This is a genomic window from Micromonospora sp. L31, assembly GCF_052068075.1.
GTDB lineage: Bacteria > Actinomycetota > Actinomycetes > Mycobacteriales > Micromonosporaceae > Micromonospora > Micromonospora purpureochromogenes.
Map to the genome: position 1 here is coordinate 588,547 of NZ_JBQHDC010000002.1, position 15,147 is coordinate 603,693.

The 15,147-nt window shown below is 72.6% G+C and carries 15 protein-coding genes, 1 tRNA gene and 1 pseudogene; 11 read left to right on the top strand and 6 right to left on the bottom strand.

Annotated elements, in window-relative coordinates; translation table 11 throughout:
- The first annotated feature begins 123 nt into the window (after positions 1-123).
- Both ACTMS9_RS09310 and ACTMS9_RS09315 read left to right on the top strand, forming a co-directional pair.
- Positions 124-936 carry a lipase family alpha/beta hydrolase gene (locus ACTMS9_RS09310; protein ID WP_441145094.1) on the top strand — a complete coding sequence of 271 codons (813 nt, stop codon included), beginning with the start codon at positions 124-126 and terminating at the stop codon, positions 934-936.
- A 229-nt stretch (positions 937-1,165) separates the two neighbouring features.
- Positions 1,166-1,531, top strand: a complete 366-nt coding sequence (locus ACTMS9_RS09315) for a YciI family protein (RefSeq protein WP_441145092.1) — start codon at positions 1,166-1,168, stop codon at positions 1,529-1,531.
- On the opposite strand, the gene ACTMS9_RS09320 is transcribed toward ACTMS9_RS09315, so the two are convergent.
- The gene (locus ACTMS9_RS09320) at positions 1,515-1,682 is read right to left on the bottom strand and encodes a hypothetical protein (protein WP_441145090.1); all 168 of its coding nucleotides are present in this window, start codon (positions 1,680-1,682) and stop codon (positions 1,515-1,517) included. The two genes, ACTMS9_RS09315 and ACTMS9_RS09320, sit on opposite strands and share 17 nt — an antisense overlap.
- Before the next feature lie 244 nt (positions 1,683-1,926).
- Here ACTMS9_RS09320 and pyk point away from each other — a divergent pair, with 244 nt between their 5' ends.
- From pyk to ACTMS9_RS09340, 4 genes are all read left to right on the top strand, one after another.
- Positions 1,927-3,375, top strand: coding sequence for a pyruvate kinase (gene pyk / locus ACTMS9_RS09325; protein ID WP_441164674.1), 1,449 nt, complete (start codon positions 1,927-1,929; stop codon positions 3,373-3,375).
- On the top strand, positions 3,372-4,253 hold the full coding sequence (locus ACTMS9_RS09330) for an acyl-CoA thioesterase (protein WP_441145088.1): 882 nt from the start codon (positions 3,372-3,374) through the stop codon (positions 4,251-4,253). The genes pyk and ACTMS9_RS09330 overlap by 4 nt, the downstream gene beginning before the upstream one ends.
- 57 nt (positions 4,254-4,310) lie before the next feature.
- Positions 4,311-4,781 carry an RrF2 family transcriptional regulator gene (locus ACTMS9_RS09335; RefSeq protein WP_346539392.1) on the top strand — a complete coding sequence of 157 codons (471 nt, stop codon included), beginning with the start codon at positions 4,311-4,313 and terminating at the stop codon, positions 4,779-4,781.
- Between the two features lie 118 nt (positions 4,782-4,899).
- A complete protein-coding gene (locus tag ACTMS9_RS09340) occupies positions 4,900-5,910 on the top strand; it encodes a sulfite exporter TauE/SafE family protein (RefSeq protein ID WP_441164675.1) in 1,011 nt (336 codons plus the stop codon).
- Positions 5,911-5,923: 13 nt separating this feature from the next.
- Here the strand turns inward: ACTMS9_RS09340 and ACTMS9_RS09345 are convergent, their stop codons facing one another.
- Complete coding sequence (locus ACTMS9_RS09345) at positions 5,924-7,357, bottom strand: pyridoxal-dependent decarboxylase (protein WP_441145083.1); 1,434 nt, start codon at positions 7,355-7,357, stop codon at positions 5,924-5,926.
- 134 nt (positions 7,358-7,491) lie between these two features.
- Here ACTMS9_RS09345 and ACTMS9_RS09350 point away from each other — a divergent pair.
- Positions 7,492-7,839: pseudogene (locus ACTMS9_RS09350) on the top strand (rhamnogalacturonan lyase); the annotation flags it as partial.
- Positions 7,840-8,020: 181 nt separating this feature from the next.
- On the opposite strand, the gene ACTMS9_RS09355 reads toward ACTMS9_RS09350, so the two are convergent.
- Positions 8,021-9,016, bottom strand: coding sequence for an LLM class flavin-dependent oxidoreductase (locus tag ACTMS9_RS09355; RefSeq protein WP_441164676.1), 996 nt, complete (start codon positions 9,014-9,016; stop codon positions 8,021-8,023).
- 98 nt (positions 9,017-9,114) lie between these two features.
- Positions 9,115-9,594, bottom strand: coding sequence for an Lrp/AsnC family transcriptional regulator (locus ACTMS9_RS09360; protein WP_441145079.1), 480 nt, complete (start codon positions 9,592-9,594; stop codon positions 9,115-9,117).
- An 83-nt stretch (positions 9,595-9,677) separates the two neighbouring features.
- On the opposite strand from ACTMS9_RS09360, the gene ACTMS9_RS09365 reads away from it, so the two are divergent.
- On the top strand, positions 9,678-10,853 hold the full coding sequence (locus ACTMS9_RS09365; protein ID WP_441164677.1) for a trans-sulfuration enzyme family protein: 1,176 nt from the start codon (positions 9,678-9,680) through the stop codon (positions 10,851-10,853).
- Positions 10,854-10,933: 80 nt separating this feature from the next.
- Here the strand turns inward: ACTMS9_RS09365 and ACTMS9_RS09370 are convergent, their stop codons facing one another.
- Together ACTMS9_RS09370 and ACTMS9_RS09375 are read right to left on the bottom strand one after the other, a co-directional pair.
- Entirely contained in the window at positions 10,934-11,626 is a 693-nt protein-coding gene (locus ACTMS9_RS09370; protein WP_441164678.1) for a transcriptional regulator, read from the bottom strand.
- Positions 11,627-11,715: 89 nt separating this feature from the next.
- A tRNA-Leu gene (locus tag ACTMS9_RS09375) sits at positions 11,716-11,799 on the bottom strand.
- A gap of 95 nt (positions 11,800-11,894) precedes the next feature.
- Between ACTMS9_RS09375 and ACTMS9_RS09380 the strand changes: the two genes are divergently transcribed.
- The 3 genes from ACTMS9_RS09380 to ACTMS9_RS09390 all read left to right on the top strand — a co-directional run bounded on the left by ACTMS9_RS09380 (position 11,895) and on the right by ACTMS9_RS09390 (position 15,129).
- Positions 11,895-12,515, top strand: a complete 621-nt coding sequence (locus ACTMS9_RS09380; RefSeq protein WP_154943735.1) for an ANTAR domain-containing response regulator — start codon at positions 11,895-11,897, stop codon at positions 12,513-12,515.
- A 55-nt stretch (positions 12,516-12,570) separates the two neighbouring features.
- Positions 12,571-13,734 (top strand): hypothetical protein, encoded by a 1,164-nt coding sequence (locus ACTMS9_RS09385; RefSeq protein ID WP_441164679.1) that lies wholly within the window; start codon positions 12,571-12,573, stop codon positions 13,732-13,734.
- 252 nt (positions 13,735-13,986) lie between these two features.
- Positions 13,987-15,129, top strand: a complete 1,143-nt coding sequence (locus tag ACTMS9_RS09390; protein WP_441145071.1) for a branched-chain amino acid ABC transporter substrate-binding protein — start codon at positions 13,987-13,989, stop codon at positions 15,127-15,129.
- Positions 15,130-15,147: the final 18 nt, after the last annotated feature.

A 15,147-nucleotide genomic window follows, 5' to 3' on the forward strand; every position in this document is an offset into this window, starting at 1 on the left:
TACCGGCGCGTAACTTGTCATTGACGTGTGTGAATTGTGACGCGCATCATCGTCCCACCGATCGATCGGATCCCACCACCCACCGTCCCGGCTCCCCGGGAACCTCCCACCGGAGGTGCAGCCATGCTGCTCCGAACGATCCTCGCCGCCACCACCGCCGTCGCCACACTGCTCGTCCCGGCCACCGCCGCCGCGGCCGCCCCCGACCGCACCACCACCGCCGGCACCACCACCGCCAGCGCCGCAACCACGTCCACCGCCGCCGCCGCGAACGCGAACGCCAACCCGGTCATCGTGGTCGGCGGCCTGATCGGCGTCTCCATCGCGTACGAGCCGATCGCCGCGCGGCTGCGTGCCGACGGCTTCCGGGTCTCCATCTTCCAGATCCCCGGGCTCGGCTTCGGCGACATCCGCGAGTCCGCCCGCGCCTTCAAGACGTACGTCGACCAGGTCCGCGCCAGCACCGGCGCGGCCAAGGTGGACCTGGTCGCCCACTCCGAGGGCGGCCTGGTCTCCCGCTGGTACGTCAAGTTCCTCGGCGGCGCCGACGCCGTCGGCCGGTACGTGAGCCTGGGCAGCCCCCAGCAGGGCACCTACGCCGCCAACATCCTCAAGTTCATCGGCCTCGGCAGCTGCGCCGGCATCGTCGCCTGCCAGCAGATGTCCATCGGCTCGGACCTGCTCACCGCCCTCAACGGAGGGGACGACACCCCGGGGGCCATCCGCTGGGCGACCGTGCGGACCTGGCAGGACGAACTGGTCTGGCCGATCGGCAATGCCGCGCTGTCGGACGGCGCGACCAACGTGCTGATCCAGAGCTGGTGCCCGCTGCGGCTGGTCGGTCACCTCAGCCTGATCCTGGACGGGACCACCTACACCGTGGTCCGGCAGGTGCTCACCGACACCCCGGTTCGCCCCAACTGCTTCGCCCTGTGAACCAGCGACGGGCGGACGGGAGCACCCCGTCCGCCCGTCGTGCTGTCAGGCCGGGGCCATTGTCGCCGGTGATGACCGGCTGGACGAACGACCCAGCCGGTCGGCAACCGGGTACGTCGGCGGGGCAGTTGGCCCGAGCGGCCGCTGCGGCCCGCCGCCGCGTGCGACGCTGTGCCGAGTCGGGGGAGACCGGCGCGGTGCCGACGCCGGCAGCGTGGGAGGGGGCGCCATGACGGGTATGCCGCAGCTGGACTTCGCGCTCGACACGTACGAGTGCATCGTGCTCTACCCGGGGCCGGCCGGTCGGGCCCTGCCCAGCGAGACGGTGCAACGGTTGCAGGCCGAGCACTTCGAGCACATGCACGCGTTGCAGCGCCGGGGCATCGTGCTGGTCTCCGGGTCGATCGACGGCCCCGCCCGGGAGCCGGCCCCGCCGATCGGCATCGGCCTGGCCCGCACCGGCTCGGTCGACGACGTGCGCAGCGTGATGGAGGCCGACCCGGCCGTGCAGGCCGGGCTCTACCAGGTGGACGTGCTGACCTTCCTCTGCCCAGCCGGCTCGCTGGAGTTCCCGCTGGTCAAGTCCCAGAGCTGACCGACTGTCGCCAGCCGCCATCCCCGACCTTCCCCGCGCCGCCGCCGACCTGCGTGAGCTGCTCGGCGACCGGTTGCTCCGGCCCGCCGACGCCGACCACCCCGCCCCGACCGACGGTCTTCTCCGCCGTACCCACGCTGCCGGCGACCACCGGCGGTGGGTGAGTGGCGGCGCGGCGGGCACCCGTCGCGGGCGTGGGAGCGCCTCCGGCGGGGGATGCGGGCGGGCGGTACGATTCCCGGCGCGCGGTCGCCGATGCCCGCCACTCACGACGTCCCCCGGTGCGGCTCCGCGCCCGCCGGCCACGCGCCCTCCGCGGTCGCGTCGGGTGGACAACTGTTCCGCAGTCCGAAAGGGGTCGGCCCGCCGGCCGACCCGGAGGAGAGACTAGCCTGATGGGCGTGACACGCCGCGCGAAGATCGTCTGCACTCTTGGCCCTGCCACCTCGTCCCCGGAGCGGATCCGGGGGCTCGTCGAGGCGGGCATGAACGTGGCCAGGCTGAACTTCAGCCACGGCAGTCACGCCGACCACGAGTCGGTGTACCGGCTGGTGCGGGAGGCGGCCGACGCCGCCGGGCACCCGGTCGCCGTCCTGGCCGACCTCCAGGGCCCCAAGATCCGCCTCGGCAAGTTCGCCGACGGCCCGCACGAGTGGCGCACCGGCGACTCCGTCGTGATCACCGGCGACGACATCGTGGGCACCAAGGAGCGGGTCTCCTGCACCTACCGCAAGCTGCCGCAGGAGGTGAAGCCGGGCGACCGGCTGCTGATCGACGACGGCCGGGTCGCCGTCGAGGTCAGCGACGTCACCGGCAACGACATCCGCGTCCTGGTCACCGAGGGCGGCCCGGTCTCCAACAACAAGGGCGTCTCGCTGCCCAACGTGGCGGTCAGCGTCCCGGCCATGTCCGAGAAGGACGCGGAGGACCTGCGCTTCGCCCTCGGGCTGGGCGTCGACCTGATCGCGCTCTCCTTCGTCCGGTCGGCCGACGACATCAAGCTCGTGCACGGCATCATGGCCGAGGAGGGCGTGCACCGCCCGGTGCTGGCCAAGGTCGAGAAGCCCGAGGCGGTGGACCACCTCGAGGCGATCGTGCTGGCCTTCGACGGCGTCATGGTCGCCCGCGGCGACCTGGGCGTCGAGCTCCCGCTGGACCAGGTGCCGCTGGTGCAGAAGCGCGCCGTGCAGCTCTGCCGGGAGAACGCCAAGCCGGTCATCGTGGCCACCCAGATGCTCGACTCCATGATCGAGAACTCCCGACCGACCCGCGCCGAGGCCTCCGACGTCGCCAACGCGGTGCTCGACGGCGCGGACGCGGTGATGCTCTCCGGCGAGACCAGCGTCGGCAAGTACCCGGTGCTCACCGTCAGCACGATGGCGAAGATCGTCACCACCACCGAGTCCGGCTCGATCGGGGTGCCCCGGCTCCAGCACGACCCGCGTACCCACGGCGGCGCGCTCACCGTCGCGGCCTCCTCGATCGCCCGGGCCATCGGCGCCAAGGCGCTGGTCGCCTTCTCGCAGACCGGCGACACCGTCAAGCGGCTCTCCCGGCTGCACTGCGACCTGCCGCTGCTGGCCTTCACGCCGGTGCCCGAGGTGCGCAACCAGCTCGCGCTCTGCTGGGGCGTGGAGACCTTCCTGATGCCGTTCGTCGAGCACACCGACGACATGTTCCGCCAGGTCGACCAGGCGCTGCTCGGCCTCAACCGGGCCAACCCCGGCGACTACGTGGTGATCGTGGCGGGCAGCCCGCCCGGCACCCCCGGCTCCACCAACACGCTGCGGGTGCACCAGCTCGGCTCGCTGGTCGACGCGGCCTCCGCGCGGGCCCTGCAGTGACCGAGGGCCAGGTGGCCGGGCAGGCCGCGGTCGACCAGTTGCTGGAGGTCCTCGACCTCGACAACACCGGCGAGATGACCTTCCGGGGGATGAGCCCGCCGGTCGGCCCGCAGCGGGTGTACGGCGGGCAGGTCGCCGGCCAGGCCCTGGTGGCCGCTGGTCGTACCGTCGATTCGGAGCGCTTCGTGCACTCGCTGCACGGCTACTTCGTGCGCCCCGGCGATCCGGTGGAGCCGATCGAGTACCAGGTGGAGAACGTCCGCGACGGCCGGTCGTTCTCGGTGCGCCGCTCGGTCGCCCTCCAGCACGGCAAGCCGATCTTCTTCATGTCGGCCTCCTTCCAGCGGCAGGAGGAGGGCCTGGACCACCAGGCCCCCACCCCGCCGGACGTGCCCGGGCCGGACGACGTGCCCACCATGACCGACCGGCTCTCCCGCTACCCGGAGCGGCTCGGCATCTGGGGGCAGATCCCGCGCCCGATAGACGTGCGCTACGTCGGCGAGCCCGGCTGGGTACGCCCCGGCGACCGCCCCGCCGACCCGAACCAGCGGGTCTGGATGCGCATCGACGGCAAGCTGCCGGACGACCCGCTGCTGCACGCGTGCGCCCTGACGTACGCCTCCGACCTGACCCTGCTGGACTCGGTGCTCTCGGTGCACGGCGAGGTATGGGGTCCGGGCGGCGTGGTCGGGGCGAGCCTCGACCACGCGCTGTGGTTCCACCGGTCGTTCCGGGCCGACGAGTGGTTCCTCTACGACTGCTGGAGCCCGTCGGCCTCCGGTGCCCGTGGGCTGGCCACCGGCCGAATGTTCACCACCGAGGGCCGGCACATCGCCAGCGCCGTGCAGGAGGGCCTGCTCCGCCGCGTCGGCGAGTGATCAAAAGGGTGAGGGGCGGCAGGCCGGCCGGCTGACCTGCCGACTAACCTTGCGGTCATGCGTCTCTCCGCCCGGGTCGACTATGCCCTCCGTGCGGCCGCCGAGCTGGCCTCGGTCGCCGACGGCGCGAGTGCGGGGCGGTCCCGGCCGGTCACCGCCGAGCAGATCGCCCGGGCCCAGGAGATCCCACCGAAGTTCCTGGAGAGCATCCTGCTTCAGCTCCGTCGGGGTGGCATCGTGCACGCCCAGCGCGGGCCCGAGGGCGGCTACTGGCTGGCCCGGCCGGCCGCGGAGATCTCCCTGGCCGAGGTGATCCGGGTCATCGACGGTCCGCTGGCCCACGTGCGCGGGCAGCGCCCCGAGGACTTGGGCTACCACGGCGCGGCCCGGGCGTTGCAGGAGGTCTGGATCGCGCTGCGGGCCAGCGAGCGGGAGATCCTGGAGCAGGTGAGCATCGCCGACGTGGCCGCCGGGGAGCTGCCGGGCCGGATCACCGAACTGGCCGCCGATCCCCGCGCCTGGAGCTGAGCCCGGCCGCACCGTCCGGTGCCGTCCCACCCACCGATAGGGGGCTTGACCCAGCCCCCGTCGTGCCGCATTGTCGACCAAGTCGATAGGAGATGCCGAAAAGTTCGGAGGGGCGCGCGTGCGCAAGCTTCTGGTCCTCGCTCTGGTCGGGCTGGCCGCCCAGCTCGTCGACGGGGCGCTCGGCATGGCGTACGGGCTGACCTCGTCCACCCTGCTGCTCTTCGCCGGCATCGCCCCGGCCACCGCCTCCGCCTCGGTACACCTGGCCGAGATCGGCACCACGCTCGCCGCCGGCGTCGCGCACTGGCGGTTCGGCAACGTCGACTGGCGGGTGGTCGCCCGGATCGCCGTCCCCGGCGCGCTCGGCGCCTTCGCCGGGGCCACCTTCCTCAGCGCCATCTCCACCGAGTCGGCCGCGCCGTGGATGGCGGGCATCCTCTTCGTGCTCGGCGCGTACCTGTTGGTCCGCTTCTCCCGGCCGCTGCGCCCCCGGGCCGACGCCGGTGGGCTGCGCGGCCGGTTCCTCGGCCCGCTCGGCCTGGTCGCCGGCTTCGTCGACGCCACCGGCGGCGGCGGATGGGGCCCGGTGGCCACGCCCGCGCTGCTGGTCTCCGGCCGGCTGGAGCCGCGCAAGGTGATCGGTTCCGTCGACACCGCCGAGTTCGTGGTCGCCGGCGCGGCCAGCATCGGCTTCCTGATCGGCCTGGGCAGCCAGGGCTTCCTGCTGCCCACCGTGGCCGCGTTGCTGGTCGGCGGCCTGATCGCCGCGCCGGTCGCCGCCTGGCTGGTGCGCATCGTCCCGGCCCAACTGCTCGGCGCGACCATCGGCGGCGTGATCGTGCTGACCAACGCCCGCACCCTGATGCGCGCCGGCGAGCTGGGCGGCGCCGCCCGCCCGGCGGTCTACGCGCTGCTCGCCGTCGGCTGGGCGGTCGCGCTGGCGCTGGCGGTGCGCGCGCTGCGCCGTACCCGTCGGGCCCGCAGCACCGTCGACGCGGCGCTGTCCGCGACCGCCCACCCCGCGACCGGGCCGGCCGCGCGGGCCGTGACCGCGCCGGCCCAGGCCGCGGAGAAGGCGGCCGTCGCGCCGGTCGAGGCCGTGCCCCGACTCGCCGCCGCCGACCACTGACCCCCCGGCGGGGTCAGCCGGCGAGCACGTCGCTCGCCGCGGACGCCAGCAGCTCCCACGCCTCGTCGACGTGCTCCTCGGCGGTCAGCGGCGAGCCGACCGCCAGGCGCAGCGTGTACCGCCCGCCGACCCGGGTGTGCGTCAGGTGCACCCGGCCGGTGTCGTTGACCCGGGCCAGCAGCGCGGCGCTCGCCTCGTCGCCGGCCCGCAGCCGGAAGCAGACCAGCGAGAACGGGTGCGGTGCGGCGAGGTCGAACCGGTCGTCGGCGGTCACCCGGCGGGCGAACCGGTCGGCCAGCGCGACGCCCGCGCGGATGTGCGCGCGCAGCCCCTCGACGCCGTACCAGCGGAGCACGAACCAGAGCTTCAGCGCTCGGAAGCGCCGGCCCAGCGGCACCTGCCAGTCCCGGTAGTCGATCACCGCGCCGGACTCGGTCGCGGCGTTGCGCAGGAACTCCGGCATCACCGTCAACGCCTCGATCAGCTCGCCCCGGTCGGCCACCCAGAACGCGTCGCAGTCGAAGCCGGTGAGCAGCCACTTGTGCGGGTCGAAGCAGTACGAATCGGCGTGCTCCAGCCCGGCGTGCGACCAGCGCAGCTCCGGGCAGACCGCCGCCGCGCCCGCGTACGCGGCGTCGACGTGCAGCCAGACGCCGTACTCGGCGCAGATCGCACCGATCTCCGGCAGCGGGTCCACGGCGGTGGTGGAGGTCGTCCCGATGGTGGCCACCACGATCGCCGGTACGTCGCCATCGGCGCGGTCGGCCTCGATCGCCGCCCGCAGCGCCGCCGGGCGCATCGCCAGCGTCTCCGGGTCCACCTCGATCGGGCGGACACCGTCCTCGCCCAGCCCGGCGATCCGCGCCGCCTTCTCGATGGAGGAGTGCCCCTGGGTGGAGGTGTACGCCCGGTACCGGCGGTCGATGCCCACCGCGCGCCACCGGCCGCCGCTGGCCCGGTGCAGCGCGCCCAGGGTGGCGACCAGCGTGGCCGAGGAGGCCGAGTCCTGGATCACCCCGCCGCCCCGACCGGTGGAGCGGAACCGTTGCGGCAGGTCCATGAGCCCGGCCAGCCAGTCCAGCATCACCGTCTCCAGCTCGGTGCAGGCCGGGCTGGTGGCCCAGAGCATGCCCTGCACGCCGAGCCCGGAGCTGACCAGATCGCCGAGCACGCTCGGGCCGGAGGTGTTGGCCGGGAAGTAGCCGAAGAACCCGGGGTGCTGCCAGTGGGTCAGCCGAGGAGTGATCAGGGTGTCCAGATCGGCGAGCACGGCCTCGACCGGCTCGCCGTGCTCGGGCGGGCTCGCGGGCAGCGCCGCCGCCACCGCGCCGGGCGGGTCCTGCGAGGTGACCGGACGCTTCCCGAGCGTCGTCCAGTAGTCGGCGATCCAGTCCACCACCGCGTACCCGGCGCGGCGGAACTCCTCCGGGTCCATGTGCTCAGCCATCCGACGAGTCGACCAAACCGATCCGGCGTGGGCAAGGGGTGACCGGCTGCCGTTGCAGGCGGGAAGGGGTTGTCCTAGCAATCTCGGTGCGCGGAGCCGAAACACGGACGTCGATGGATGTCCGCTCACCGCCGCTGGACCGCACGTACGTGACCAAGTACGGCACCGGCGGCGACACCCGGCTGCTCACCGGCAGCGGCGTCACCTCGATCAACGGCACCAAGGCCACGCCGTCGATCTCCGCCGACCTGCTGGGTGACTGGCGTGAGGAGGTCGTCTGGCCCACCACCGACAGTCGCGCACTGCGGATCTACAGCACGCCCACCCCGACCGGCCTGCGCATCCCCACCCTGATGCACGACCCGCAGTACCGGGTCTCGGTGGCCTGGCAGAACACCGCCTACAACCAGCCGCCGCACACCGGCTACTTCATCGGCGACGGCATGGGCACCCCGCCCACGCCGGACATCTACCTGCGCTGAGGCCGAAGCCCCGATCCGGTAGGCACCGGGTCGCCAGCCGCGGAATCCGCACCACTGGCGACCCGGTGCTCCACACCGCAGCACCCCCGACCCGTCCCGACCGGGAGTGCCGTACCACCACCGATCACCAAGTTAGGCGCGGCACGCGACGGTGGGGTGACGTGGGTATGAAGAGCGTGTTTCAGGCATTCCGCGTGAGTCCGCCGGCCACCTCGTCGGCGACCAGTTCGAAGGAGCGCACCCGGTCGGCCACGTCGTACACCATCGTGGTGACCATCAGCTCGTCCGCGCCGGTGCGCGCCAGCAGGTCGCCGAGCTGTCGGCGAACCGTCTCCGGCGAACCCATGGCCTGCCCGTCGCGGCGCTGCCGCACGAACTCCCGCTCGAACTCGCTGTACGGGTACGCCGCCGCCTCCTCGGGCGTGGCGAGGGGCTCCGGCCGCCCCGAGCGCAGCTTCAGGAACGACAGCGCGCTCGGCCCGGCCAGCCACTCGGCCCGCTCGTCGGTCTCCGCGCACACCACGTTGACCGCCACCATCGCGTACGGCTGCTCCAGCCAGCGCGACGGGCGGAAGTTCTCCCGGTACAGCTGCAACGCGGGCAGGGTGTGCTGCGCGCTGAAGTGGTGCGCGAACGAGAACGGCAACCCGAGCAGCCCGGCCAGCTGGGCGCTGAAGCCGCTGGATCCGAGCAGCCAGACCGCGGGGGACTGGCCGAGCCCCGGGGTGGCGGTGATCGGCCCCGGCTCGTCGCCGCTGAAATAGTTCATCAGGTCCGCCAGCTCGCGTGGGAAGCCCTCCGCCGACAGCCCCTCCATGGTCCGGCGCAGCGCCAGCGCGGTCACCTGGTCGGTGCCCGGCGCGCGGCCGATGCCCAGGTCGATGCGGCCCGGGTGCAGCGCCTCCAGGGTGCCGAACTGCTCGGCGACCACCAGCGGCGCGTGGTTGGGCAGCATCACCCCGCCGGAGCCCAGCCGAATCGTCGAGGTGTGCGCCGCCAGGTGCGCCAGCAGCACCGCCGGCGCGGAGCTGGCGATCGCCGGCATGTTGTGGTGCTCGGCCACCCAGAACCGGCGGTAGCCCAGCTCCTCGGTGCGGCGGGCCAGCTCGGTGGTGGCCCGCAGGGCCTCCCAGGCGGACGCCCCACGGGCGACGGGCGCAAGATCAAGAACAGACATCGGTACGTCGATCACGGCTGTGGCCAACCCGCCGCGCGCCGGATTTGTTCCCCTCGTCGGGTACGGGTGGCGAGGTCCATCCCGTCGGCGCCCGCCGGTCAGCCCATGCCGCGTGCCTGCTCGAAGATCAGGCTGGTCTGGGTGTGCTGCACCGCCGGATCCACCGCCAGGTGGTCGAGCACGAAGTCGCGTAGCGCGTCCCCGGACGCCGCCCGCACATGCAGCACGTAGTCCTCCGCGCCGGCCACGTGGAACACCGACACCACCCCGGGCAGCCGGACCGACCGGGCCCGGAAGGCGTCCACCGCAGCCCGCTCGTGCGCGATCAGCCGGACCGACACCAGCGCCTGCAACGGCAACCCCACCGCGGCCGGGTCCACCTCCGCGTGGAAGCCGCGGATCGCCCCACAGTCGCGCAGCGCCCGGGTCCGGGTGAGACAGGTCGAGGGGGCCACTCCCACCCGCTCGGCGAGGGCGTTGTTCGGCAGCCGGCCGTCGGCGGCCAGCTCGGTGAGGATCGCTCGGTCGACGTCGTCCAGCGCGGCGAACGGCCGCACATCATTCGGCGCAGGGGGCATGTGAACATCCTTCCGCGAATGCTGCGACAACGATAGCGGCTCCTGCAGAATCATCTTCGATTCTATTGCCCGGAGACAGCTTATTGTTCGACGCTTCCGGCATGACGACCGTGGACACCCGGGCCGTGCACGCCGGCCGCGACGATCTCGCGGGCCTCGGCGTCCACGTGCCGCCGATCGACCTCTCCACCACCAACCCGCTGCCCTCGGTCGAGGGCGGCGGCGACGCGTACGAGCTGCTCGCCACCGGCGGCACCCTCCCGGCCGGCGCCAGCGCCGTCTACCAGCGGCTCTGGAACCCCACCGTGGCCCGCTTCGAGACCGCCCTGGCCGAACTGGAAGGCACCGCCGCGGCCGTCGCCTTCGCCAGCGGCATGGCCGCCCTGACCGCCGCGCTGCTCGCCGCCACCCGGGACGGCAAACGGCACATCGTCGCCGTCCGCCCCCTCTACGGCGGCACCGACCACGTGCTCGCCACCGGACTGCTCGGCACCGAGGTCACCTGGGCCCGCCCCGACGAGGTCGCCGCCGCCGTCCGCCCCGACACCGCCCTGGTGATCGTCGAGACGCCCGCCAACCCCACCCTCGACCTGGTCGACATCGCCGCGCTCGCCACCGCCGCCGGCGACGTCCCGCTGCTCGTCGACAACACCGTCGCCACGCCCGTGCTCCAGCAGCCCGCCCGGCACGGCGCCGCGCTCGTCCTGCACAGCGCCACCAAGAGCATCGGCGGCCACGGCGACGTGCTCGCCGGCGTCGTCGCCTGCGACGCCGACTGGGCCGCCCGACTGCGCCAGGTCCGCGCCGTCACCGGAGCCGTGCTGCACCCGCTCGGCGCGTACCTGCTGCACCGGGGCCTGCAGACGCTGCCGCTGCGGGTCCGCGCCCAGCAGGCCGGCGCGGAGAAGCTCGCCGGCTGGCTCACCGGCCACCCGGCCGTCGTGAGGGTGCACCACCCCTCGGTCCACGACCCGGCCGGCCTGGTCGGCCGCCAGATGTCCGGCAGCGGCAGCCTGCTCGCCTTCGAGGTACGCGGAGGCGCGCCCGCCGCCGCGGCCGTCGCCGGCGCGTGCGAACTGATCACCCACGCGGTGTCGCTCGGCGGGGTGGACACCCTGATCCAGCATCCGGCCTCGCTCACCCACCGGCCGGTGGCGGGGGAGGCCAAGCCGGGCGGTGGGCTGCTGCGGATCTCCGTCGGGCTGGAGGACCCGGAGGACCTGCGGGCCGACCTGGAGCGGGCGCTCGGCGTGATCTGACCGGCGCTTGCCGTGCCTGTCGCACTCGTCACGCGTGGCCGGTGCGACCGGTGCGTCTCCTGGGATCCGTCATGTCGCGTTCATGATTTCGGGCCGACGTGCCGGTCGAGGGCCGCGACCGCCTCCCGGCGGGCGACGGAGAGGGAGTTGCTGCGGTTCATCTTCCAGGCGATGCCGAGCAGGTCGAGGGCCCACTGGCAGAGCCGCATGATGTCGGCGGACTCGTTGGAGAACATGTAGCGCGGATAGACGTAGCCCTTGCCGCGGACGGTGACCCGGTTGCTGACCCGGCAGCCGTCGGAGTGGAAGAGACCCCGCAGGAAGTCACCCGGGTGGGCCTCGACGATCTGGCGCTGCCAGTCGGCGAGGACGATCGGCCTTTCGTGCTTCTTGCCGGGGCCGTGCTGCGGGAGCAGGCAGGGCCAGTGCGTTCCGTAGCTCTGCACCCCGATACAGCCCTGCTTCTGTACCCGTTGCACCGAGTTCGCCAGCACGTCGCGCATCGCCTGTTCGCAAAGCTCGATCAGGTGCGGCCAGGCGTTGGCGCAGTAGATCCGGAGGACCGGCACCCGCGCCGTGGTGACGAGGTGGCCGTCGCCGAGGTAGAGGCCGAGCAGGTAGGCATAGGCGGCCGGCTTTGTCGGATTGTCGACGCCGGACCTGCATCGGAAGCACCGTAGCTGGGTGCCGTGCTGTCTCGGCTCGGGCCGGTCTTTGCACCAGTGCCAGACGGTGCGGTAGGGGAGACCTAGGGCGCGGGCGGTGGCTGCCACGCTGACACCGGCAAGGTACTGACTGCGGGCGCGGGCCCTTATCTCAGGAGGGTGCACACGCGCATCATCGAACAGGTGTATGACAGAAGTGCCGGGAGCGGGACTCGAACCCGCACGCCCTTTCGGGCAAATGCTTTTGAGGCATTCATGTCTGCCGATTCCATCATCCCGGCGTCACCCCTGCGGAGGGTGTGGCTCACTGTACCCGACTAGTCTCATGCGAGAGCATGGGTGGTAGCCGTGCCGAGATCGATGGTAGGAGTGGCTCGTGGCCGAGACGCAGACGGACGCCGAGCGCAGGCGGGTACTGATCGCCGAGGACGAGGCGCTCATCCGGCTGGACCTGGCCGAGATGCTGGTCGAGGAGGGCTACGAGGTCGTCGGCGAGGCCGGCGACGGCGAGACCGCCGTCCGGCTGGCCGAGGAGCTCAAGCCGGACCTGGTCATCCTCGACATCAAGATGCCGATCATGGACGGGCTGGCCGCCGCCGAGCGGATCGCCGGCGCCCGCATCGCCCCGGTGATCATCCTGACCGCGTTCAGCCAGCGCGACCTGGTGGAGCGGGCCCGGGCGGCGGGCGCGATGGCGTACCTGGTGAAGCCCTTCCAGAAGAGCGACCTGGTGCCGGCGGTGGAGATCGCGCTGTCGCGCTACTCGGAGATCGCAGCCCTGGAGTCGGAGGTCGCCGGCCTCACCGACCGGCTGGAGATCCGCAAGACCGTCGAGCGGGCCAAGGGCGCGCTGATGACCACGTACGGGATGACCGAGCCGCAGGCGTTCAAGTGGATCCAGCGCACGGCGATGGACCACCGGATGACCATGAAGGAGGTCGCCGAGCGGATCCTCGCGGAGACCGCCGGCGGCGAGGTCGCCCAGCCGACCGCCTGACACCGGTCGGCCCGCCGGGTCCCCGGAAACCACCGTCGGTGGCTAGCATCGACGCGTGTCCACTCGGCGCGTGCTCGCGGTGCTCGGCGTCCTCGCCGTGCTGCTGGCCGCCTGTGATCCGGCGCCCGCGCCACGCCCTGCCGAGGAGCCGGTCCGCCCGGCGTGGCAGGCGCTGACCCTGCCGGGTCCGCCGGGCCGCGCGCTGCTGCGCGACGCGACCGCCTGCGCGGGCCGGTGGTACGCGGTGGGCGGCGTCGCGGACGTCGCCGGCGGCACCCGGCCGGCCGCCTGGACCAGCCGGGACGGTACGAACTGGACGGTCGTGCCGATCGCCGCGGATTCCTTCTACGGCAAGCAGAACGTGCTCTATTCGGCCGGTTGCCGCGACGGTGCGCTGGCGGTGATCGGCGCGAAGGTCGGCGGCGCGCACGGCTATCCCCGGGTGAGCACCTGGCGGCAGCGCCCCGACGGTGGGCTGGTCGAGGTGTCCGCCTCGTTCGAGACGTACGGCGGGCCGAAGGCGGTGAACGTGTCCCGCCTGACGGGCGGGCCGGCCGGCTGGTTGATCGTCGGCAACCGGTCCAGCGGCGCGGCGGCCTGGGTGTCGCCGGACGCGGCGGACTTCGCCCTGGTGGAGGGGGCGCCGGAGCTGGCCAGCGACGGGCGCGGGGTCAGCTGGGCGTTCGACGCGGTGGGCGTACCCGGGGGGTGGCTGGCGGTGGGCGGCGTGCTGCCGGCGGGCCGGATCGACCGCGACCCGGTCGCCTGGTCGTCGGCGGACGGCCGCACCTGGCGGCGGACGGCGCTGCCCGGTACCGACCGTTACGAGGAGTTGCAGCGGGTCGTCCTGGTCGACGGTGCGGCGGTGGCGGTCGGGCTGCGGGGCGGGGCGTTCGGCGCCTGGCGGCGCGACGGTGACCGGTGGGCGGCCGCCGGCGGCTTCGGCGGGGCGGCGCCGTCGCAGGTGCCGTCGGTGGACGGCCTGGTCACGGCGGGTGGGTGGCTGGTGGCGGCGGTTTCCGACGGGAAGTCCCGTTCGGTCTGGACGTCCGTCGACCGGGGTGGGTCCTGGCGGCGGGTGGAGCTGCCCGGTCCGGTGCCGGCCGGGGCGGACCGGGACGTGGCGCTGGCGGCGGTGGGGGAGCGGCTGTGGATCTTCGCTGACGACGGTGTCCGCTCCGCGGCCTGGTCGGCCCCGATGCTCGCCGTCCCGCGGTGAGGGCGTAGCTGGGGCTTAAGGACCGCTCAGGGAACCACCTGTTACGGCGTCCGTATCCATCGCGCGCGTCTTCGTAACGGTTTGGCAGACCACGCCCCAAGCCCTTCCTCGACCGTATGAGTGTCGGTACGCTCCGCCATCACGAGCCGTAACGCAGGGGCGTCCCTGCCGGGTGGGGTGGTGGTGCGGGCTGTACTCTCGCCGTCCTTCTCGGTGCCGTCGCCATCTGCTTCTGGAGGAGGTCAGGAAGCCGTGAGGCGTAGCTATGTACGGGTGCTCGGAGCCGCCGCAATCGCTGCGGCGATGGTCGGCGCCGCGGGTTGCCAGGACTCTGGCGGTGGCAGCGGCACCGCGTCCGGCGACTGCGGTGGCAAGATCGCTATCTTCGGCGCGTTCACCGGTGACAACGCGGGCCTGGTGATCCCGTCGCTGAACGGCGCGAAGCTCGCCGTCAAGCAGTTCAACGAGAAGAACAAGGACTGCAAGGTCACCATGCAGGAGTTCGACACCCAGGGTGACCCTGCGGTGGCGACCCCGTTCGCGAACCAGATCGCCGGTGACAACTCGTTCCTCGGCGTCATCGGTGGGCACTTCTCCGGCGAGTCCGACGCCACCATGCCGATCTACCAGGCCGCCGGCCTGGCCATGGTGAGCCCGTCGGCGACCCGGACCGACCTGACCCAGAAGGGCAACAAGTCCTTCTTCCGGGTGGTCGGCCACGACGGCACCCAGGCGGGCGCCGTGGCGACCTACATGAAGTCGCAGAACGCGGCGAAGGTTTTCGCCATCGACGACGGCAGCGCGTACGGCGCGGGCATCACCGCCGAGCTGGGCAAGAACCTGCAGCTCGCCGGCACCGACAAGATCCAGGAGAAGCAGTCGCAGTTCGACGCGACGATCTCCAAGATCAAGGCGGCGCAGGCGGACTTCGTCTTCTACGGCGGTTACACCCGTGAGGCGGCCCCGCTGGTCAAGCAGATGCGCGCGGCCGGTGTCCAGGCCAAGTTCGTCGGCCCGGACGGTCTGTACGACCCGGCGTTCCCGCAGGGCGCGTCGGGTGGCGCCGAGGGCGCCATCATCACCTGCCCCTGCCTCCCGGCCGACAAGGCCGGCGGCACCTTCTCCGCCGACTACCAGAAGGAGTTCGGCCAGGCGCCGGGTTCCTACGGCGCGGAGGGCTTCGACGCGGCGCAGGTCTACCTGGACGCGTTCAAGGACGGCAAGAAGAGCCGGGCCGACATCCTCGCCTACGTGAAGTCCTACGACAAGCAGGGCGTCTCGAAGTACATCAAGTTCGACGACAAGGGCGATGTCGACCCGTCGAAGGTCGTCATCTGGGCGTACCAGATCAAGGGCACGGAGATCACTCCTCTGCAGGAGCTCAAGCTCAGCTGACGTCATGGCACTGGAGTG

Bases quoted from the DNA above. Each gene is read 5' to 3' on its own strand.
- ACTMS9_RS09310 (WP_441145094.1), top strand. From the start codon at position 124: ATGCTGCTCCGAACGATCCTCGCCGCCACCACCGCCGTCGCCACACTG.
- ACTMS9_RS09315 (WP_441145092.1), top strand. From the start codon at position 1,166: ATGACGGGTATGCCGCAGCTGGACTTCGCGCTCGACACGTACGAGTGC.
- pyk (WP_441164674.1), top strand. From the start codon at position 1,927: ATGGGCGTGACACGCCGCGCGAAGATCGTCTGCACTCTTGGCCCTGCC.
- ACTMS9_RS09335 (WP_346539392.1), top strand. From the start codon at position 4,311: ATGCGTCTCTCCGCCCGGGTCGACTATGCCCTCCGTGCGGCCGCCGAG.
- ACTMS9_RS09345 (WP_441145083.1), bottom strand. From the start codon at position 7,357: ATGGCTGAGCACATGGACCCGGAGGAGTTCCGCCGCGCCGGGTACGCG.
- ACTMS9_RS09355 (WP_441164676.1), bottom strand. From the start codon at position 9,016: ATGTCTGTTCTTGATCTTGCGCCCGTCGCCCGTGGGGCGTCCGCCTGG.
- ACTMS9_RS09360 (WP_441145079.1), bottom strand. From the start codon at position 9,594: ATGCCCCCTGCGCCGAATGATGTGCGGCCGTTCGCCGCGCTGGACGAC.